Consider the following 23,122-nt stretch of genomic DNA (forward strand, 5'->3'; position numbering starts at 1 on the left):
TCCATTCTTTCAACACTTATTTCTGCGATTTCCTGCAAAATCTAAATTTGGAGCGTTACTCCCTCAAAATGCTCTCTTTTAAAACAAAAGGATCCGCATCTTTCAGGAAAGGGAAGCGTTCTCTGACATCCCGTACATGAGCAAGAGAGATGGTCATGGTGTTTACTGCCTCGTTATCCCGCTCGTGCAGTAAGATTTCACCCAACGGATCGATCAACATGGAATCACCTGCATAGTCGAGTTGATTGCCATCCTGCCCCACACGATTGACCCCGATGACATAGCTCTGGTTTTCAATTGCACGTGCCTGCAACAGAGTGCACCAGTGCAGGGAGCGTTTGGCAGGCCAGCTAGCGATATAAAGTGCTGCATCGTAGTGGCCATTGATATTGCGTGACCAAATCGGGAAGCGCAGGTCATAACAAATAAAAGTGGCTATTTTCCAACCTTTGAAATCCACAATCAGCGGGGCATTACCTGCGGTGTATTCATGATCTTCCTGAGCGAAAGAGAAGAGGTGTTTTTTGTCATAGTGGACGATGGAGCCGTCTGCATTAACCCACAACAGACGGTTATAGAAATGCTGGTTTTCAGTAATAATCATGCTGCCAACAATCGCACACCCCTTCGCGGCTGCCTGCTTTTTCATCCACTGAATACTGGGGCCATCCATCGTTTCAGCAATGGCTTGTGGCTTCATACTGAACCCTGTCGTGAACATCTCCGGCAAAATGATCAGATCACTATCAGTCACTTGTGCGATGTGGTGTTCAATATATTCCCGGTTTTTTGTTGCATTTTCCCAAACCAAATCGGTTTGAATCATTGTTACTTTGAGATTCTGAGCAATCATTGCAAACTCCGTTTCAATATATGTTTTGTTATTTATTTTTTATCAACATTCATTACAGGTCAGCATCAAACAGGTGTTCCAGATAACCACTCTGTGCTGACATTTTGCGGATTTCGCCCTTTTCTCCCTGCCGTTGAGGAGGTGGAATGAAGTCGGAAGCAATTAAGTAGTTGAAATAACGGAAAAGCAGTGTCTTATCTGATGGTGGGCATTGAATGCCGCTGCCATTGAGTAAATCCATTGTCATCTCTGTGGCATACTTGGCTTTTTCGTTCATTTCTATGCCATTATGAGCGAGTGCCAATATGTCAGTAAAAACTGAACGGTAAGGTTTCCCATTGAGATACAAACAGTTTTGTGCCAACGCTTCCATGTAGTCATCGTTGTCAACGGTCTGGATGCGATAACCGAATTCCCTCAGAAAGAAAACAATATCGTTGAAAGTGATCGGGTCGGGAGCCGTCAGATGGAGGGTTTTTCCATTAAATTTTTCGATATCTAAAATGGCATACAATGATGCTTTCGCGACATAATCCACTGGAGAAATATCAAAATCTTCCTGTGAATTGAACGTGAGCCCCGTCTCCACCAATGCCCTGATCATTTCATAATAAATGCCTTTGACTTTAGTTTGCCGCAATGGGTAGCTGCCATCGGTACTATCGCCCCAAATATTGCCCGGACGCACAATGACCCACTTAAGGCCTTTTTCCCCCGCACGATGGATAGCTTGTTCCGATTCAAATTTGGTACGTTCATAATCCATATCATCAAATCTCTGCCCCACATCAAGATCTGTTTCATGCAAAACGAAACCGTCACGATATAGATGTTCTCCCACTACGCTAAAGCTGGAGGTATAAAGCATCGGTATATTGCCCTGTAGACAGAATTCAATGATATTTTGTGTTCCCGACACATTAACAGGTGCAAGCCGGCCATAAGATGCCACTAAACTGGTCCAGGCAGCACAATGAATGACTCTGTCAATTTTGCCGATTAACGCTGAGTAAAGCTCTGCTGTCAGCCCAAGATCTGTTTTCGTAATATCACCCAATACAGGAATAACACGGTGGAGTTGGTCTCGGATCCGTTTTTCCTGATCGTAGGTGAACAAAAAATCTTCCAAACGCGCCAGTGCCTGTGAATTATTTTCAGCTCTTATCAGGCAATATACACTGGCATCAGTTGTAGTCAGTATTTCAAGTAAGACCCTGCCCCCCATGACACCTGTTGCGCCGGTAATTAAGATGTGTTTGGTCTCTTTTTTGGTATGGTTGAGCATGTTTATCCCCTACACCTAATGATTAAATGTGTTACTTGCTGTTTTTTCATACCTTTATCTATTACTCAGGTAGCAGCTTTACTGGCTGCCCCCTGAGATCTATCGAAATACGTTCTTATCTCTTCTTATCTCTCATATAGTGCCAACACGCATTCCACCATCCAGTGAGATCACTGCAGTATTGAGATAATTGGTTTTACAACTCGCCAAAAATCCCACAACTTCAGCCACATCATCTGACGTTCCCCAACGCCCGACAGGCACAATCGAACGCACAATCTTATCTTCTGCCGCAGATTCCATCGGGCCAGAACTGACGAACTGCTCCAGCATGTCAGTTTTGCAAATCCCCGGCGCAACGGCAGTGACACTGATATTCAACGGTCCCAGTTCACGCCCCCAGGATTCTGTAGCAGAAATTAATCCCGCTTTTGATGCGCCATAAGCAGCACTTCCCGCAGCTCCCCAAATGCCAGCAACGGAAGCGATATTGATAATGCGTCCATATTTCTGCTGCGCCATATGGCGAACAAAAATCGTTGTACAGTTGAAAGCACCGACCAGATTGACATCGATCACTTTGGCGGACTCCGGCAACCCTTTGCCCGACAGGCAGAAAGCCCGGTGGATAATGCCTGCATTGTTCACCAGAACGGTGATCGTCTTGCCTAATGTTTCCGTGATCTGTTGCTCCGCCCGTTCGACGGAGGCAACATCAGTCACATCCATTTCAAAAATTGTCAGGGATTCAGGGTGCCCAAGGCGCTCCTTCAGGAGCGCCAGTTTTTGTATGCTGATATCCGTTGCAGCCACCAGATAACCAATATCCAACAGTGTCTTGGTGATCGCGGTGCCAAATCCCCCTGCCGCGCCGGTTACAACAGCAATTTGCCGACTCATCCAGCCAGCCCTTCTTTAAATGTGATATCAATCACCTTGCGGGCATTTGCCATTGCATCAAAGATCCGCTCTTCGAAGAAACGGACATCATCCTGTGACATCAACAGGTTGGGGTACATGCGAGACAATGGAGAGAACTGAATGCCATAGCGTTTGGAAATTTCACGAATAATGATGTCGCAGAATTTAACCTTATCGCTGTAACCTTCAGAAGAGGTGACAGGCGTATTCTGAGAGTGATAAACCAATGCGGTCGGCATTCCCTGTACAACCAGTGGCAGGTCAACAGCTTCTGCGGCTTTCACAAAGACATTGGAAATCTGGCGCATAACGTCACCCATGCGCTCATAGCAGCCGGGATCTTCCTCAATCAACCTGAAAGTTGTCTGGATAGCAGCCAGCCCAAGCGGATAACCATTGAAAGTCCCTGCGTGGATGACTTTCCCACGGGTGTACAAATTCATAATGTCACGGCGACCAGCAATAGCGGAGATTGGCATAGCACCACCACCCAATGCCTTACCGAAAGTGGCCAGATGAGGGGTTACCCCCAGTATTTTCTGTGCGCCTCCCAACCCCAAACGAACACCGGTGATGATTTCGTCGAAAATCAGCACAATATTATATTTCTCACACAGTGCTTTGGTTTTTTCCAGATAGTCTTCAACAGGGAAAATACCCCCGCCGTTAATGCAAATCGGCTCCATCAGAACAGCAGCGATTTCATTGTGGTAGCGCTCTACGGTGGCCGTTAATATATCAATGTCATTCCACGGCAGCATGAAAGACTGATCAGTAATGACTTTAGGATCGCGTCCTAATGTATCTAACAAGTCACCTTTAAACTGCTCTGGCACCGGGTAAGTCAGATCCTGCTTCTTGCGCCAGCCCATAATGTTGTCAGCATTGCCATGATAGTGACCGTGGAAACGAATAAAACGGTTTTTGCCGGTAAAAGCACGAGCAAGGCGCAACGCATTTTGTACCGCCTCTGTTCCGCTCAGGCAAAAACGGACCATTTCGGCACAAGGGATGTGTTTGACCATCGTTTCACAAACACCGACTTCCAAATCACAGGTGTCAACGGAAGTCACTTTATTCATGTATTCGATCAACGAACTGTTGTAAGCCTCATTGTGATGCCCAACCAGTAATGCCCCAAATTTGCAGAACATATCCAGATGTTCATTGCCATCCAGATCCCACACACGGGATCTTTCCCCACGGTTAAACGGGATCACCAACGGACGCTCAGGATCACCAAAGTTATAGTGTGATCCGCCGGGCATCAGATCCCAACATCTTTTATAAAAGCCTTTTGAATTGTCCAGACATAATTTTGTTGAAGCATCCATAGATTCTTTACTCCTCACCTTTGATTCTTGCTCATATTTTTGGTCGGATTGTTCGTGATCGGATTGTTTTTGATCAGACAGTTCGTGATTAAGCAACATATGCCGTTTCACTTGTTCAGGTACAACAACATTGAGTAATTCGAGTAATGCGATACGGGTCAGATAAGCCGCCCCATTCATCAACAGCTTAGCAATCTTACTGACATGTCTGTTTTCAACCGCTTCAAATGGCGTGCCTTTCAGCCATTCGTTCATGGCACCCATGGCCGCACCGCACCAGATTTGGTAATCCATATTGCGTACAGAATCACCGCTAATCGCCCAACGGGACGATTGACCGAGATACCATTGGAAGACCAGCGCCATTTTTTTCTTCGGCTGTTTTTCTGCTTTGGCAATGGTGTCGGGTTGGTTGATGGTATGAAAATAGTGGATAGTTTCCTGCCAGATGTCTGACAGAGGTTTATGAAATACCTGTTTTTCCAGCAGGGTTATTTCTTGTTCCGGTATGTCATCCAGACTGTCATATTGTTTATATAAGTTATACAGTTTCTGCGCCCGCACAGCGTACATACTACCCTGTTTCAATACCTGTACTTTGGCGCCCAGCTCAAACATATCCGCTGATGGTGCAGTGGTAACATCATTGATACGGGCTTGTGCCAGCATTTTTTTCACAGCATCAGATGTTCCCGCTTCCACACAGCTCTGGTTAATTGAACCAGTGACAACATAAGCGGCTCCCAGTGCAAAAGCCGCCAGAATGGCATGAGGTGTTCCCAAACCACCCGCAGCGCCAATCCGTACTTGGTAACAATTATGGGCTCCGTTTTGGGTTTCATCTGCGATTTCATTCCGTAGCTGTACTTCATCCCGTAGCTGTACAATGGAACGGAAAATACAGGCCAGCACACCCTGATCGGTATGCCCGCCGGAATCGCCTTCTACGGTAATGTCATCTGCCATTGAAACCTGTCGTGCCAGCTTTGCCTGTTCCGGGGTGATAAGCCCGTCTGTCAGTAGTTTTTGCAGTATGTTTTCGGGAGCCGGATGCAAGAAGTGCTGTGCTACTTCCCGACGGGAAACTTTGGCAATCAGGCGATGGTGACGCAGGATTGTGCTATCAGGCTGTTGGGCCAGACCACTGACACGGTAATAGACCAGCGCCGGACTGAGATTAATATAGGCCGATGCTTCAATTACCCGCACCTGATTTTCTATACACAGACGCACACAAGCCATTTCCCATTCAGGATTGCCGGGGTTGTGCAGCAAATTGACGCCGAATGGCCCTCCCGGCAATGCCTGCCGGATACGTGCAATGGCTTCTGCGATCCGCTGGATACGTAATCCACCGGAACCAAAGATCCCTAAAATGCGCTGTTTGCCTAATGCGATAACCATCTCTTCAGAGTGGATACCGTTAGCCATAGCACCAGCATAATAGGCGTAATCCACACCATAATCCGCCATGAAGCCGGCATCGCCTAAACTGCTTGCCGTTATTGCCGGCAGGCTACCCAGAACGGAAGCCTCTTCTGTCACCGGCTCATCTGCTGATAACAGTGAAACGGATGTGCCGGATTTTATAACCCGCAGTTCGGCAGCCAAATCTTGCAAACGGGAGAGGCTTTCCATCAACAGATGTGTCTTTGGTTGGTGACCCGATAAATTGACCGATAAGTGCTGATTCATTTTGTGGTGTCCTGTTCCATTTCTGCTACACCTGTTCCGGTCATTTGCTGTGACTGACGACGGACATACCGCACTCCCATATTGTCACTTATCCCCACCACACTACCGCGGTACAACGTTTCTGCAATGAAAAACAGGGTGACAGATTCCAATTTGTCGTTTATGTCCGTATAGCGGGCTTCAATAGATTTACAGGTCAACCGGTATTGCAGCACATTCCGCTCACATTGCACTTCACCACGGAATTTGGCATTGGTTGTATGATCGGTCAGCGTCTGCACTTCCAGATCAGGCAGGGAATTTAATCCAAGATAGAATAGGTAGAATTTCATCAATTGTTCCGAGCCTTCCACCAGCAATGTTCCCGGCATAACAGGATCATTTTTGAAATGTGCCTTAAATGCCCAGTGTTCAGGATCGATATCAAACTCACCCACTATCTGCCCCAGACCAAACATTCCCCCCATTGTGTCAACGCTGAGGATCCTGCTTAACATACGGGTATCAGGTGTACACAGGTTTTCGCCATAGATACGGCCATATTGGGGACCGAAACAGGCAGTCAGATCACCCTTCATCACGTAGGTGATGTCCTGCTCAGTGAATGTTGTCCGGCCACAATGCAGCAATTCCTTATGTAAGAATTCGGCATATGACGGCTCATGTTGTGATTGTCTGTTTTTTGATAACAGCGTGAACGGTTTTGCCGCTCCGTCTGGTTTGGCTCTGGTAAGATAGGCCCTGGTATCAAATTCTCCCGCTTTCTCAATTTCTTTACGGCTGAAGAAACCAGAAGCCGCTACCAGTCTGAATACCAGGCGTTCCCCCACATAGCAGAAGTACTCATAGTTCGCCAGAAAACGACCACCTATCCGTATGACTGAGGTGATATTGACACGTCCACGCAATACTTCGCCTGCCTTTGGCATTTCGCTGTAAATTGTCGTGCTGCAATCCACCGCCCGGTAACAAAGCTGTCCTTTGAACATCATGTCACAGCCTATAACTGTAAACGCTACGATCATCGCATGAGATGATTCCAGCGCGACAAAGGAAGGAACACGGCCATTCACGACATACCATGCCTCTTCAGGAATATCGTATTCCCATTCAATGTAGCAGGGTTCCAGTTTGTCTTTTACAGCAGAAAGCGCCGTAATGCGGGAAACAAACATAAACGGTGGCGATGGCATACGGGTACGTATCGGATAGCTGTCCACTTCCGCATAATCAGCCCCCAGAATCTTCTCCACGCTGCCGTCGGTTAATTCCAGTAATTGTTGTTCGTCAAAAATGACCGGCAAAGTTATCTCTGATTTTTTCGGCATAGCCGATTTGGGCATAACCTTTGTAACAGCAGGTTCGGTAACTGTCATGGGTTGCGAATTTATTGACGGTGTGCCCGGCATGTCTGCCAAATGTTGTTTTATCAATTGATAAAATGTCTGTTCCAATTGCAGATAACGCAGTTGGGTATTGGCATTGCGGATGAAATGGTTAACTTCCATCGACAGTGGCATTTCCTGAATTGTTTCTGCCTTGCTTAGGTCTGCCGTGCTTGGCTCATTTGACGGTACAGCCGCCGCCAGCGCTGCGAAACGATCCACGGCCTGAGCGTTAAGAATGAATTCCTCTACTGTTTTTTCTCTCGCAACATAGACTGTCACTTTCAGGCCAGGCTGATCTGACGCCGGTAACCTGGTTGGACGAGCACGTTTTCCACTCTGGGGTTCACTTAAGATCACATGATTGTAGGCGCGGTCAATACCCAAGTGACTGATTACAGCACGACGAGGCACTTTGACTGGCGCTGGCCACGCCTGAGTTTGTACTGGTAAGTGGAATTTTCCCTCTGCATAATGTGCCAACTCCTGACGATGAGGATAATCCGGCAATACCGGTAAGTATCGTTGTGTCAGTTGCAGGGCCGATTTAATAATGCCGAACAGACCAGCAGATGCAGACAGATGTCCGTAATTGGCTTTCAGAGTGCCGATAGCCGTCTTTGGTTGCCCGTCTGTCGCACCATAGACCCGCCCCAACGCAGACAGTTCAGTTGCAATCTCTCCAGATTTGCCGCCCGCATACAACTCAACATAACCGACCTGCTCTGCGCGACAACCGGCTGCGGTCAAGCTTGATTGCGCGGCTGCCACAATGGCATCTTCATTTACTGTGAAATCAAGGGAGTGATCAGGCAAATAGCAAGTACCAATCCCCTCCAACACGGCATAAATCGGTGTATTGTCACTAATGGCATCCTGTTCGCGTTTGAGAACAATCACTCCACCACCATCCCCGACTATCTGATTTCCGTGCTCAGACTGGTGATCCCACAACACATTTTCCAGAGTGCCGCCGAAACTGCTACAGGCAACCATCACCGCATCTACGTGTTGTCTGCTCAGCATAAACTGAGCTAACTCTAATGCTTTAAACGGAGAATTTTCTTCACCATAGAGCGTAAATGCCGGGCCATTCAGCTTCAAATGTGCCGCCAGACGGCTCGCCACAATATTACCAATCCCCCCGGTAATACCTTCGGGATAAGGTTTCGGGAACAGACTATCTTTTACGATCTCCTGCAAAGCGAGGGTATCTTCTGCCGATAATTGAATACCGTGACGACTCAGGCTCTGTTTCAATTGCCAGCTAATTTCATTGCGTACCTGATAACGCAGACAGCTATAATCGATTCCTCCTGCCACAATTACGGCAATATTGCGCTTATTGCCATCCAATTGATAACCAGCATCAAGAAATGCGCGTTCCGCGATAGGCAACAGGAACAGGTGACAACTTAAATGTGCTCCGACAACATTCGGAGGTAATTTGAATTTCTTACAGTCAAATTCAAATGTTTCGATATAGGAGCCTAACGGTGGCTGGCTCACTCCACGCATTGCCAACACATCAGAGCGTTTCTCCATGCCAATCCAACGGGTTTTCGGCAGTGGATAGAAGTGCTGAGTGCCTTGCTGTAAGGCCTGATCCAGCGTCTGATTATCCTCAGTTTTCGCCATATGTACGCCAATACCAACAATGGCCAGCGGATCAATTTTCTGCGTTTTTTCTGACTGGAATGGTATACAGGCCGCTCGTCGTTCAGGGGTATCTTCACTGACGACCATATGCCCGTTGACACCACCGAAACCAAAGGCATTAATACCCGCACGTTTAGGTCGCTGACTTTCAGGCCAGGGTCTGGCTTTCCGCACAATATGATCGATATTGAGCTTCCCTTTGGGTGTTGAAACCAGTTGATTGACCCGTGGCGTGGCAGGGATCAGATTATGCTGCATCGCTAACAAGACTTTCAGCAGACTGCCCATACCTGAGGCAGTAAGCATATGACCATTGATAGCTTTATTAGCACCAATTAATGGAATTTTTCCCTGTCCATCAAGATCATGTTCACCAAAAAAAGTTTCGATAGTCGATAGCTCGATTTGATCCCCGATATTAGTACCGGTTGCATGGCACTCAATGTAATCGATGTTCCGCGAACTATTCCGATAGGCGCGTTCTAATGCAACGCTCTGCCCTTGCTGATCGGGTACTAACAAATGCTTAGTACCCGCATCGTTGGACAAGCCAATAGATTCAACTATGCCATAGATTTTATCGTTATCACGGATAGCATCGGCGTAACGCTTGATAGCAACAATGCCAACACCTTCACCGGCTTTTACGCCTTTGGATGCTTTATCAAAAGGAATAGACTCACCCTTTTCAGGGAAAACCTGCAAAATATTAAATCCGTGGTCGATATAGATATGATCTACATGGCAAATTGACCCAACCAGCATCATGTCTGCCTTGTGGCTGAGAAGATAATCAGCACCCAGTTTGATGGCATACAGCGCTGACGCACATGCAGCATCAAGGCAATAACGGGGACCTGCCAGTCCAAGTGCCAATGCAGCAATTGTGGCATTGTGTCCGCCGGTTATTAAATTCTGGTCAGAATGATTAGCCTGTGGCCAGAATTGATTGAATTGAAAATCCGGTCGCCCAATTAATTTTTGAATATAGGGTTGTAATATTTTGTGATAGAACGGACTCATTAATCTTTTAGTTGAATGAGTCGGCATACCGATACTACCAAGAATGAGTCCCGTTTTTTGCAATACATTTTTATGCTGGCGATAGCCACTGTCGTTTAATGCCTGATCTGCCGCATAAATTGTCCATTTAAATAGATCATCCAGTGTATTTAATTCTTCTTCCGGCAAGTTATATCCTTTACCATCAAAATGAAAATCACGGACGTGCCCATTATTGACATAATTGATAGTGTCAGGTGTACCGGCAACCGGAGAATAATAACAAGCCGGATCAACCCCCAATTCCAGAGCCGATAAAGGTGTGGAACAATCCTTTTCGTGTAACAGGTTATCCCAATATTTTTCAGGGGTATCTGCTCCGGGAAATAAACACCCGACCCCAACAATTGCAACATGTTCCATAAAGGAGAGACTCCTTAATATGATAGCGTTCCCCTGAGCGAATATTTTCACTCAGGTATATTAGCAACCTGACTTTTATTATTTATAACTCATGATTATTTTTCGTTATTCAGCATAATTTTTTCACTATTTAATTTCTTCATTATTTAATGACTCCATTAAATAATGGAGTCATTCTTTTATGATTTTTACACTTTCATTTTTCAAATTGCAGCGTTATTACTTACATTCCGTAGTTGATTAGGTATCGTTTTTTTCGGAGCCATATAAGTTTTCCCTCCAATGGTAATTTGACGCGAACGGGGATCACTAAACTCACGTACAAAACGTTTTGTTCCTTCGTCAAGGGGAATAATCACCATGTTCTGAGCCTCATAAGCCCGTTTGAGAACATCACTGACCATACCGCCATCCCACGGCCCCCAATTCACTGAACGGATTATCTGACTGTTTTTGCCACCGAAAGGCAGGTAGGCAAATTTATTCAGCGTCTCGTTTGCCAGTGAATAATCGGTTTGCCCCGCATTACCAAAGAAGCCGGAAACTGATGAAAACAGCATGATATGACGCAGAGATGTGCAATCCAGTCCACGACATACGTTTTCAAGCCCTTTGACTTTGGCATGAAAGACCGAATGTAAATCCGCCAGCGTTTTCTTTTCGATCCGCTTATCCGCCAGATTTCCGGCACCATGAATTAAGCCTGTTATCGGCCCAAACTGCTGCCGGGCTTGCTCCAATGCCCTCTTCACCTGTTCTTGAACAGTGATATCGCAATGCAGATATATAACCCGCGCCCCCGCTTGCCTGATCGCTTGTAATGTGACGTTGATTTCGTCGATATGGATCAGGCGGTTTAACATACTATTAACCTTAACCGGTGTCGGCTGAATCCCTTGTGCTTGCAAATGGGCAATAGCTGCCGTTTTGCGTTCAGCCAAGGTTGTTTTGCCTACAGACCATTCCGGCAACGGTGCAGTTATATCGGTGCGTCCGAGCAGAATAAAAGCCGCCTGACTCTGTTTTGCCAGTTCAATAACACAGTGTGCTGTAATGCCACGGGCTCCCCCAGTCACAACCAGTACATCATGGGAGCTGACTTGCATGGCCGATGCCGCTGATAATACTTTCTCTTCCTTCAACGCCAATGTCATGCGTTCACCGTTGACACTGCGTCCAATTTCTGCCACATCAGTCCGGCTATCCTGGAGCTCTTCTATCACTATCTTGGCTACGTCGCTGTCTTTCATTCTGGCATCAATGTCTATGGTGCGGCAGAAGACATTCCCCCATTCAATATTCAGCGATTTGGTCAATCCAGTGATGCCCGCAGAAACAATCGGTAAGTATTCACGCCCGGAAGTCAGCAGTTCACCATCCCCCCGCATAATTACCATGAAGTATCCCGGCTGTTTTCCGTCACGGGTAAGGCTGCTTTGCAGGCGTTTTGCCAACAGGAAAGTGGTTTCAACTGAGTGGTAATCCTGCTCATTGAATACATCAGCCAATGCCTTAACCCCCTGTTTCAGAGCCTGCAAATAGATGACTCCTTCAATAGTGCCATGTTGCTGTTCAATATCTGTCAGTACAGCATCCAGCACAGATTCGTCACCCATTGCGGCCTGATTTTGCTTCAGTGACAGAACGACCACTTGCTGTCCCCGCTGTTCCAGTGCTTCCACGATGTTCTCTACAACCGTCTTATCTGCGACTAGGTTATCCACACTGGTTGTTCCCTCATCCACCACCATCCAGCGTTTGGAAGATGAAAAAACATCCTGCAAACAATCCGGCATTGGCAGAAGTTGTTTCACCACCGCAAAACGAGAAACGGGCGAATCTGCAAAGCGTTTTTCTTCATCTTCATTATTTAGTGCAATTTTATGATTCAGTTCAGGCTGAACCGCAGAGGACACCATCCGTTGCGATTCAGCTAGTGGCTTTTTTACGCTGTAGCCCTCAGATGAAGCCGTTGTCGAGGTGACAAATCCCAACGACCGCAATTTCTCGGATGCCCCGTTATTGCTTTCTGCAACAACAAATTGCTCTTTTTTATGGTGTTCTACAGGTGGCTGCACCTGTTCTGGCTCAGATCCGAGTCCTTTGTTATACAAAGCACTCACTGCTTCATCAATCATTTGTTTGAAGAAGTCACTCATCTTAGCAATAGTGCTCAACGAATCGACTTCGAAGTTTTCCATATCTTTATTTCTTGCTGTCTCACTATGAAGCCCCATGTTCGCAGAGAATGCATCAAACATCGCTCCGAAGATTTCCAGTCGCTTAATGGAGTCAATACCCAGATCCGCTTCCAGATCCATCTCTGAGCTGATCATATCCTGCGGATAACCCGTTCTTTCACTGACAATGTTGATCAATTGACTGATGATGCTTTCTTCAGTGATCCGCTCAAGATGTTTAATCAGTTTTTCTACTTCAGGATCAAGTACTTTTGTCTGTACTTTGGCGACCGCTTTTTCCGGTTCTGGCTCAGGCTTAATAGACTCATTAGCAGATTCAGAAGAAGCCATTGATACCACGGGTGTAACTGGAACTTCCTCAGTCTTAAGTATTTCCGTCATTTCTGGCATTTCTGGCATCATTGGACGCACTGCCTCAATTTTTTCCACCATTTCTACTGGCTGTATATTAGATACAGGGGCAGAAATAGATTCAGCCGCTTTTACCGGGGCGGAATATCCGACAACCGATTGAGTCAGACGGCTAACCGATGCCATAACCGGTGTTACCTGCCCGGACTGGAACAGGCTCTGTTGCGTCATAAAATAGCGTTCATGATTGGTATGGTATAATTCGAGGTTTTTGTCCAACAGTTGAACGCTTTGACTCAAACTAGAGAGCATCGTTGGCAGGTTCTGGTGATCTTTGCAACTTTCCAGCAAACTGTATTGCTTCTCCAGTAACATACTCAACAACTGGATGTACTCTTTCTGATTTGTCTGAAATTGCTGGTGTAGTTGACTCATTACCTGTTGGGCCTGCAACAGTCCATTTAATGTGTCAGCATTTTGGCTTTCGCTCAATTTATTATTCTGTTCCATGGGGTTATCTCGTCTTTGAATAATTGTCAGAACGTTCTGTTGGAGAAATTCGGCTGAAACAGGTTGCTTGTGTTCAACCACCTTTTCAGTCTTCTTTTCAATCTTGCTTTTAACCTTGTTTTCAATATAACTTTCAACGGCATCTTCGACGTTATCGATGACTCCGCTTTCAACTTCATGTTCAGGGTAACTTTCAATTTCTTCTGCCAATACTGCCTTTTCTCGCTGTGGCAATGATCCCGCGATAAACCGCTCAACAACAGCATGATCACCATCACGCAAGGCATGTTGACGCCGAGCTTTATTTTTCTCGGATAAGAAGAAACCGCCGCTTAGCCTGAATGTCAGACGCTTACCTTTGTCTTCTTCCACCGGCTGGATGCGGACATGCTGGTTTATATCCCACAGCCTGACACCTTCTGCCAGTAATTTGGCCTGAGCACGGGCTAGCTGTAATCTCTCTTCCCCTTTATCACTGGGATTGGTTGAAATCACGGTATGTTCCCGGTTTTTCAAAATATCGGACACTAATTTGCCTAAGACACCTTTCGGCCCGAACTCAACAAATAAGCGCCCTCCCTGCTGGTAAATTGCCTCTATGGTCTGACGGAACTTAACTGGTTTTATCAGTTGTTCTGCCAACAATTCCCGAATTGCCCGTGGTGAATTGTCATAGGGTTCTGCTGTTGCGCTGGAGAATAATGTGCACTCTGGTGACTGGAAATGGATATCAGTCAAGCACTCACGGTAAGGCTGATAGGCCGGCTGAATAAATTTCGTATGGAAGGCGGCAGAGACAGGCAGAATACGGCAATGAATATTCTGTTTTTTCAACTCACCATATAGCTGATTAATCTGGTCAGTTTCTCCTCCAAAAACTACCTGCTGTTCAGAGTTATCATTAGCAATGACAATCCCTGTATAACGTTGCAGAATTTCTTCACGTTGTGCATGGGTCAACGAAGCTGCCAGCATCGCACCAGCATCCGAATCAGGACCACAGAGCTGGCTAGCTGATGCGGCAGCCCATCCTCTTGCCAGAGAAACGCGGTGGAAATCTTTCTCGGAAAGTACTCCCGCAGCCCAAAGTGCGGTGACTTCGCCATAGCTGTGACCCGCGACAAAATCAGGCCTGAAGCCTATATTTTTTAATATATTAAAATAACCCGCACTGATTGCTCCCAATGCAGGCTGGGCATTGGCAGTGTCTGTCAGCCGTTGTTGCTGTTTCGTATGCTCTTCTTCTGAAAAGGCAGGTACGGGATAAATAACAGGGGATAATTCATGACCCGACTGACTGATAGCGACATCATCCAGTGCTTCCAGAGATTGACGCATTTCAGGATAGTCATTGGCAATATCCCGCGCCATATTGACATACTGCGAACCCTGACCAGGGAACAGAGCAACAATCTTACCATCCAGTGCTTTTCCTCTAGGCTGATAATAGATCCCGCGAGGATGTTCCCAACCACTGGTGTTATTTTGTTGTAATGGGTTTTGTTGTAACTGACTGACAGCGAGAGAGAGTAATTCCACGGTTTGTGCGACAGATTGAGAAACGAACACAATTCTGGCCTGATGCAGCTGTAAGTTATCAATATCTTGTTGCTCCAGATGCCGACGAATAGCATTTTCCGGTAAATCACCAGTAAAGCCGGATAGAGCTGCCTCACAGTGTGAAAGCAATTCTGCGGGATTTTCACCTTTAAACAACATGATCCAAGGTGATTCATTCAACCGATAACGGCCGTGTGTCTGTTTTTCATACTCTTCCAGAATAGCGTGGAAGTTAGTACCACCAAAACCAAAGGCGCTTAATGCTGCCCGGCGTGGCGCATTGCTGAATGAACGTAGCCATGGTCTGGCTTCACTGTTGACATAGAAAGGGCTGTTTTCTGACATCAACAAATTGGTAGGCTTTTTCACATTAATAGTGGGTGGTAATACCTTATGGTGTAACGCCAGTGCAACTTTGATCATAGAAGCAGCGCCGGCTGCACAACGGGTATGTCCAATCTGGGATTTGATACTACCAATCGCCACTGATTTCGGGGGGATCTGAAACTCGCCAAACACAGCATGCAGACTTTTAAGTTCCGTATCATCACCTGATGCTGTCCCTGTACCGTGTGCTTCAACCAACTGAATATCACCCGGCACAATCCCCGCGCAAGCATAGGCTCGTTTCAGCGCTTTTACCTGCCCTTCCAGACGGGGGGCAAAAATACTTTTAGCACGACCATCACTGGAGGCTTCAACAGATTTTATGATTGCATAGATCTTATCACCATCCAGTTCAGCATCTTCAAGACGCTTCAAAACCAACATGCCTACACCATCCCCCAACATCATGCCATCAGCACTCTGATCGAAGGGGCGGGAGACATTATTTCGCGATAATGCAGGGGTTTTGCTGAAACACAGGAAAGAAAAAATGGAGTTTTCCAGATTGATACCACCTGTCAAGACCGCATCACAGCTACCAGAGTGTAACTCACCAATTGCGGCTTTGATTGCAGCAAGGCTGCTGGCACAGGCAGCATCCACCATATAAGATGTGCCACCAAGGTCAAAATAACTGGCAATTCTTCCGCAGGCAACATTGCCTAAAAACCCAGGGAAGCTATCTTCATTCCACTCAAGGTACATTCCGTGCGCGCGTTCAATAATATCGCTTGCCACTTCTTCAGAAAGACCTGACTTCATCATAATTTCGCGCAGGTAAGGAGCCTGCTGACGGGCAGCCAGCGAGAATGATGTATTACCATTACCGCCTCCCCCCAAAATTACACCAATACGCTCACGATCAACTTTACTGTTTTTCTGATCCAGCAAACCGGCATCCTGCATCGCCTGCTTAGCAACATACAGCGCAAATAACTGGGCTGTACTAAGCGAATCGAGAATTGCGGGTGGAATTTTGAACTCCACAGGGTCAAAATCAATAGCAGGCACAAAGCCAGCACGATGACCATAAGTTTTATCAGCGGCTGTTGGGTCTGGATGGTAAAAGTGTTCTTTTTTCCAATATTCTTCCTTTGACATCTCAGTGATATCGATCAGCGAATCCTTTTTGCCTATGATATTTTCCCAAAACTTATATAAATTCGGTGCATCTGGGAAATGAGTTGCCATCCCAACGATCGCAATATCCCCACTAATTTTCCTATCATGCAAAAAATACGTCTTGGACATACATTCCTCGCGTTTTGAACAAAACAGCCTCGTATCCAGCACATATTTAATGCACTGCATTGAGTGTTTTCACTGTCATTCACTGTCATCCGCTGTCAGGAACATCATTATTAACCTATTAAATACGCTTTCGAAATCTATTCGAATACACATAAATCAAGGTAGATTAGTAAGATATGCTGACAAGAATGTTACTTATATTTTTTGGATAAAACTTTTGTTCTCCCTCTCAATAACCCGGCTAATGAACCTGCCACAGCGGATGTGGCTCCAACCACAGTTTCAATAACTGTTATTTGTATTGGAGAAAGATGATCAATAGATAAAAAATGCGTCACAATAAAGATTAATGCTATGACACATGCACTAAAAGCATGAATTAAAAAATACATTGCGCTTTCATCAAGCTTATCATCTTTTTCAAAGTGTAATAAATTTGCTTTGATATCAAGGATAGTTTGTTTCTGTGTCACATAAGCTATCCATAAAGAAATAATATAGGATGTTCCTCCTGCACTAAAAGCCGCCACTGAAACGGTAATTACCTCTGTAAAATTACCACTTTCTTCTCGAAAATAACCATACGCCAGTAAGCCTGCAATCGCACCGGCAATAATTGCCCAAGGTAAAAAATAATTAAATATTATATGTGTATCACTGTCTTCTTTTCTTACCTCAACTTTTTTAATAGAAAATAGTTTCCCATATAATTCAACAGCGTAATGCTTAAGTCTGGAGACAATAAAACAACTTGAAAACACTACCAATAAAAAACTTATAATTAATGCTAACCAAATATTTAATTGTGATGAAAATGAAGTATTCTGTAATAAAAAATAAAAAGGAAGTAGTAATATAATATAAAATATTAAGGCATAAAGAGTAATCATCCCCCATAACTGATAAGTACTTCCACGCCCACTCATCAGAACATTTGATTCTCCAACTTTATTTAACAAAGTCCGATAAGTATATTTATCAGAATTAGCTTTGACATTATCATAAATAATTTCAAAAGAAACTGTAATGATAGAAATTAATGGATAAATAATAAGGTAAACACCTACTGAAGGCGGCTCTCCCCATATACCACAGAGAAAAAAGTAGATCCCACCAATAATAGTAATATCAATAAAAGCACGCACAATAGCATTGGAGAAATCAGCCATTGTCAGACTTTGTTTGAGGTTTAATACAACCATAACACTCTCCTTGTAAATCTGACTTACTATAGATAATTATCACTGATACCTTTTATATTTCACATTAACGCCTTACCGGCTATTTTTTCACTCTAATTGTAACTTGAAACCTATTGAGTGTATTTATTTTTTCTATGTTATAAATTTTATAATTCTTACCACTATAAATATATGCGACTGATATTTTCCGTAATAGCGTCTTTGTATACATCTAATTGACTATAGTTTCAATTTAAAAAAATTGACCCAATTTAAGAAAGAAAGTTAATTAATCATTTAAAAACAAATAATTAATACAACTTTACCTATATTAAAAGATTAATTATTGAGTGGTATATAAAAAAAATAATATACATCCTATAAATTTCAAATTGCAGTCAATAAAGCGGCAATTGAAAGATGAAAAGTATAAAAGGCTCTTCAGAATGAGGAGCCTGTAAACGTTATCTTTTCAATTGTGGATTTCAGCTAACATCTTTTTTGTTGCGGTCCAACCATAGAGAAAGCGCCTTCAAAGAGTCAGGCGTAAATTGATCACAACGGGCAGTAATTTCTTCAGGTGACAACCAGTAAACCGCAGAAACCTCTTCTTCCTGTAACGCAAATGGCCCGTGGCTGACACAGCTAAATAACCCTCCCCATGTACGGCAGATATCTTCCTCATAATAGAAAAGCCCATGTTCCGCAAAAGGAACTCCGGCAATCCCCAACTCTTCTTCGGCTTCACGACGGGCAGATTCAAGCATACTTTCCCCCATCACCACCACACCACCAGCAGTTGCATCCAATTTACCTGGGTAAAAATCTTTTGTTTCTGTGCGATGCTGAACCAATATTTTCCCCATTCCATCATGTACAACAATGTAAGTTGCCCGATGCCTCAAGTTTTGGCTACGCATTTGCTGGCGAGTTGCCTGCGCGATGACTTCATTCTCTTCATTAACAATATCAACCCACTCAATATTTACTGATTTTTCTTGAGTCATCCTGGAACCTTTACTAAATAATCTATGAGCCAATTCCTGCTGTGACAGCCTCTCTATCAACCAATTTTCAAATATGTATACAGGCACCTAACCGGAAAAATAAATCCACTCACACAGCTATGAAGGATCGATGGCATTTTACAGACAAACAAAACCAATGCTAATGTAATAAATCTAACATTTATCCTAACGTTACTATTACTGGAGGTTATATGATAGATCTATACTACGCTCCTACACCTAATGGCTATAAAATTTCACTGTTCCTTGAAGAAACCGGGCTCCCTTATACCATTCATCCGATCGATATCGGTGCTGGCGAACAATTTACCCCGGAATTTTTAGCTATCTCACCTAATAACAAGATCCCCGCAATTGTCGATCATGAACCTGCTGATGGAGGGGAACCAATATCTATCTTCGAATCAGGTGCTATCTTGCTCTATCTGGCAGAAAAAACCGGGAAATTTCTGAGCCAGAATGAACGGGAACGCATTCAACAACAACAATGGCTCTTCTGGCAAGTCGCGGGATTCGGCCCGATGCTTGGGCAAAATCACCATTTCCATCGTTATGCGCCAGAAGTCATACCCTATGCGATAAACCGCTATGTGGCAGAAACTCAGCGTTTATACAAGGTACTGAATACCCAATTGGAAAAAACACCGTATCTTGGCGGCAATGAATACAGTATCGCTGATATCGCCACCTATCCGTGGGCGCTGTGTTATGAACATCAAAAAATCAATTTGCAGGATTACCCTGCTGTTGAAAAATGGCTCGAAAATATCAGTCAACGGCCAGCAACAAAAGCAGCATACAAATAATGATGGAAGTTCGTTTAGTCACGAAACTTTTCACTAAAACTTGATGTTGATAACAGATAACAGCATATTTCGCTGCTGTATAAGCCATCACTTGCTATAGTCAATCAATGATTATACCGATGGATTTCAAGTTATAGCTAACAAAGCTGTAACTTGAAAGACGAGAGAATATCCACTTTTGGTCACAGGGGGTGGTTATGTATATTTTAGTTACGGGAGGAACAGGACTGATAGGTCGCAAGTTAATCTATCAATTGCTTTCACTCTCCCACTCTATTACCATTTTGAGCCGTTCTCCACAGAAGGTTTACTCTTTGTTCAGCGATAAGGTGAAATGCTGGACGACATTGAATGAACAGAGCAATCTGGATGATTTTGATGCAGTTATCAATCTTGCTGGTGAGCCTATCGCTGATAAGCGCTGGACACCAGAACAAAAAAATAAACTTTGCCAGAGTCGCTGGCAATTAACGGAAAAACTCAGCGATTTAATTAGGGCTGGTGAGTCCCCCCCTTCTGTTTTTATTTCCGGTTCAGCCGTTGGGTATTATGGTGATCAGGGGCAAGCTGTTATTTCAGAAAATGATCCTCCCCATGATGAATTCTCTCACCAGCTTTGTGAACGCTGGGAAAAACTGGCATTACAAGCTAAAAGCGAAAAGACCAGGGTATGCCTGTTACGGACAGGTATCGTCTTAGCCAATAATGGGGGAGCATTGAAAAAAATGCTGCCTCTGTTCCGTTTGGGGTTTGGAGGTGCGGTAGGAAGTGGCAAACAATATATGCCGTGGATCCATATTGATGATATGGTCAACGCCATCTATTACTTGCTGGTTTCGCCAGAACTGGCTGGCCCTTTCAATATGACTGCGCCCTATCCTGTTCATAATGATCAGTTCAGTGCGATATTGGCAAGGATCCTGCGTCGCCCCACTTTTATTCGTATACCTGCTTTTGTATTAAGAATCGCAATGGGAGAAGCAGCGACACTGGTTTTAGGTGGACAACAAGCTGTGCCCAAGCGATTGGAAGAAGCCGGATTCGGCTTCCGCTATTTTGAATTAGAAGAAGCCTTAAAGAGTTTATTAAAGGAAAATGCTAATCAGCATTAAACATCTGTGAGTTTCGCACCCTGCCAACGATTGAATAAATCCTCTGGCAATTCAATATCAAACTGATCAAGTACACGATTAACTGTCTGGTCAATAATATCCTGAATACACTCAGGGCGGTGATAAAACGCAGGAACTGGCGGCATTATCACTGCCCCTACTTCAGCAGCCTGAGTCATTAACCTCAAGTGTCCCAAATGCAATGGTGTTTCTCTGACTCCCAACACCAATTTACGCCCTTCTTTCAAGACAACATCTGCGGCACGGGTGATTAAGCCATCTGTGTAGCTATGCACAATACCCGATAATGTTTTGATAGAACAAGGTAAAATCACCATCCCTGATGTCTTAAATGATCCCGAAGAGATAGAGGCAGCGATATCACGATTATCGTGCACAACATCGGCAAGAGCCTGAACTTCCCGCAAGGTATAGTCAGTCTCCAGAGCCAATGTCTGTCGGGCTGATTGGCTGATCACTAAATGCGTTTCAATATCTTCTACAGGCTGTAAGACTTGCAGTAATCGGATACCATAAATCGCACCACTTGCTCCTGTCAGCCCGACGATCAGTTTTTTCATGTGTCCCTCTGAGATACCAGAAATAACGCAATGATAATAGGAATATAATTATCCTTCATTATATATTTCTAAGCTCTCAATTTCGCTCTGTCCGCGCAATTTCATGGCATCATCCTTACGCAGATTTTCCAGATAATCGAGATAAATCTGGTCAATGTCTTTTGTGACATAGATACCATCAAAAACTGAACATTCAAATCTTTCAATATCTGGATTTTCTTCACGCACCGCAGCAATCAGATCAGTGAGATCTTGGTATATCAACGCATCAGCGCCAATGAGCTGGCGGATTTCATTGATTTCCCTGCCATGAGCAATTAATTCATTGGCGTTGGGCATGTCAATTCCATATACATTCGGGAAACGAACTTCAGGCGCAGCCGAAGCAAAATAGACTTTCTTAGCACCCGCTTCACGCGCCAACTCCACAATTTGTTCTGATGTCGTACCACGTACAATGGAATCATCCACCAGCAATACATTTTTACCGCGGAATTCCGCACGATTGGCATTCAGTTTACGCCGAACTGACTTCCGGCGCTCCTGCTGTCCAGGCATAATAAAAGTGCGTCCGACATAACGGTTTTTAACAAATCCCTGACGGTAAGGTTTATCCAGAATATGAGCAATCTCCAGTGCCACATCACAAGACGTTTCAGGAACAGGGATCACAACATCTATCTGTAACTCTTCCCATTCACGGGCAATTTTTTCACCCAGTTTCCTACCCATACGTAACCGTGCGTTATAGACAGAAATTTTGTCAATAAAGGAGTCAGGACGGGCAAAATAAACAAATTCAAACAGACAAGGTGTTAATGAAGGATTTTCTGCACACTGGCGCGTAAATAATTGGCCCTGCTCAGTGATATAAATTGCTTCGCCAGAAGCGACATCCCGCAGGAATTCAAACCCTAAGGTATCAAGTGCCACACTCTCTGATGCCACCATATATTCACTGCGTCCATCTGCCAGTGTGCGTTTCCCCAATACCAGAGGCCGGATACCATTTGGATCGCGGAAAGCCACCAGACCATGACCAATAATCATAGCAACACAGGCATAAGCACCACGAATTCTCCGGTGCATTGCCGCTACTGCCGCGAAGATATTATCTGGCTCTAATGGGAAATGCGGGAATTTGGTTAATTCATCAGCAAAAACATTCAGCAGGATTTCAGAATCAGAAGTGGTATTAACATGGCGACGGGCATTTTCAAACAGGATTTTTTTCAATTCATGAGAGTTTGTCAGATTGCCATTATGTGCCAATGTGATACCAAAAGGAGAGTTGACATAGAAAGGTTGTGCTTCAGAAGCGCTGGAACTACCCGCTGTTGGGTAACGGACATGCCCTATTCCGATAGTCCCCTGTAAACGTAACATGTGTCGTGTTTCAAACACATCTTTAACCAAACCATTGGCCTTACGTAAACGGAACTCATTGTTACCATCAATAGTCGCAATACCTGCTGCATCCTGTCCACGGTGCTGAAGCACCGTTAATGCATCATAAATCGACTGGTTAACCGATGTAAAACCAACGATACCAACAATACCGCACATGTAGTCTTTCCTCATCAGTCAGGCGGAGAGG

At 44.7% G+C, this 23,122-nt stretch carries 12 protein-coding genes; 2 read left to right on the forward strand and 10 right to left on the reverse strand.

Annotation, left to right across the window (positions count from 1 at the left end; all coding sequences use genetic code 11):
- Positions 1-55: 55 nt before the first annotated feature.
- From AAC147_RS17175 to yfcD, 8 genes are all read right to left on the reverse strand, one after another.
- Positions 56-853 carry an amidohydrolase gene (locus AAC147_RS17175; protein WP_047678439.1) on the reverse strand — a complete coding sequence of 266 codons (798 nt, stop codon included), beginning with the start codon at positions 851-853 and terminating at the stop codon, positions 56-58.
- Between the two features lie 52 nt (positions 854-905).
- On the reverse strand, positions 906-2,138 hold the full coding sequence (locus tag AAC147_RS17180) for an SDR family oxidoreductase (RefSeq protein WP_047678442.1): 1,233 nt from the start codon (positions 2,136-2,138) through the stop codon (positions 906-908).
- Positions 2,139-2,270: 132 nt separating this feature from the next.
- A complete protein-coding gene (locus AAC147_RS17185) occupies positions 2,271-3,038 on the reverse strand; it encodes an SDR family NAD(P)-dependent oxidoreductase (RefSeq protein ID WP_047678446.1) in 768 nt (255 codons plus the stop codon).
- On the reverse strand, positions 3,035-6,088 hold the full coding sequence (locus tag AAC147_RS17190) for a PfaD family polyunsaturated fatty acid/polyketide biosynthesis protein (RefSeq protein WP_047678448.1): 3,054 nt from the start codon (positions 6,086-6,088) through the stop codon (positions 3,035-3,037). Before AAC147_RS17190 ends, AAC147_RS17185 begins: the two co-directional genes overlap by 4 nt.
- A complete protein-coding gene (locus tag AAC147_RS17195; protein WP_047678451.1) occupies positions 6,085-10,557 on the reverse strand; it encodes a polyketide synthase family protein in 4,473 nt (1,490 codons plus the stop codon). The genes AAC147_RS17190 and AAC147_RS17195 overlap by 4 nt, the downstream gene beginning before the upstream one ends.
- 203 nt (positions 10,558-10,760) lie before the next feature.
- The gene (locus tag AAC147_RS17200) at positions 10,761-16,817 is read right to left on the reverse strand and encodes a type I polyketide synthase (protein ID WP_081988926.1); all 6,057 of its coding nucleotides are present in this window, start codon (positions 16,815-16,817) and stop codon (positions 10,761-10,763) included.
- A gap of 191 nt (positions 16,818-17,008) precedes the next feature.
- Positions 17,009-18,019: a DUF6347 domain-containing protein gene (locus tag AAC147_RS17205; protein ID WP_047678454.1), complete on the reverse strand. Its 1,011-nt coding sequence runs from the start codon at positions 18,017-18,019 to the stop codon at positions 17,009-17,011.
- 464 nt (positions 18,020-18,483) lie between these two features.
- Positions 18,484-19,005 carry an NUDIX hydrolase YfcD gene (gene yfcD / locus AAC147_RS17210; RefSeq protein WP_047678456.1) on the reverse strand — a complete coding sequence of 174 codons (522 nt, stop codon included), beginning with the start codon at positions 19,003-19,005 and terminating at the stop codon, positions 18,484-18,486.
- Between the two features lie 212 nt (positions 19,006-19,217).
- On the opposite strand from yfcD, the gene AAC147_RS17215 reads away from it, so the two are divergent.
- Together AAC147_RS17215 and AAC147_RS17220 are read left to right on the forward strand one after the other, a co-directional pair.
- The gene (locus tag AAC147_RS17215; protein WP_047678459.1) at positions 19,218-19,832 is read left to right on the forward strand and encodes a glutathione binding-like protein; all 615 of its coding nucleotides are present in this window, start codon (positions 19,218-19,220) and stop codon (positions 19,830-19,832) included.
- A gap of 197 nt (positions 19,833-20,029) precedes the next feature.
- A complete protein-coding gene (locus AAC147_RS17220; RefSeq protein ID WP_047678466.1) occupies positions 20,030-20,944 on the forward strand; it encodes a TIGR01777 family oxidoreductase in 915 nt (304 codons plus the stop codon).
- Here the strand turns inward: AAC147_RS17220 and AAC147_RS17225 are convergent.
- Both AAC147_RS17225 and purF read right to left on the reverse strand, forming a co-directional pair.
- Positions 20,941-21,525 carry a UbiX family flavin prenyltransferase gene (locus AAC147_RS17225; RefSeq protein ID WP_047678469.1) on the reverse strand — a complete coding sequence of 195 codons (585 nt, stop codon included), beginning with the start codon at positions 21,523-21,525 and terminating at the stop codon, positions 20,941-20,943. The two genes, AAC147_RS17220 and AAC147_RS17225, sit on opposite strands and share 4 nt — an antisense overlap.
- Before the next feature lie 48 nt (positions 21,526-21,573).
- The gene (gene purF / locus AAC147_RS17230; protein ID WP_047678471.1) at positions 21,574-23,091 is read right to left on the reverse strand and encodes an amidophosphoribosyltransferase; all 1,518 of its coding nucleotides are present in this window, start codon (positions 23,089-23,091) and stop codon (positions 21,574-21,576) included.
- Positions 23,092-23,122: the final 31 nt, after the last annotated feature.

The organism is Xenorhabdus sp. NBAII XenSa04, from assembly GCF_963866145.1.
Taxonomy (GTDB): domain Bacteria; phylum Pseudomonadota; class Gammaproteobacteria; order Enterobacterales; family Enterobacteriaceae; genus Xenorhabdus; species Xenorhabdus indica.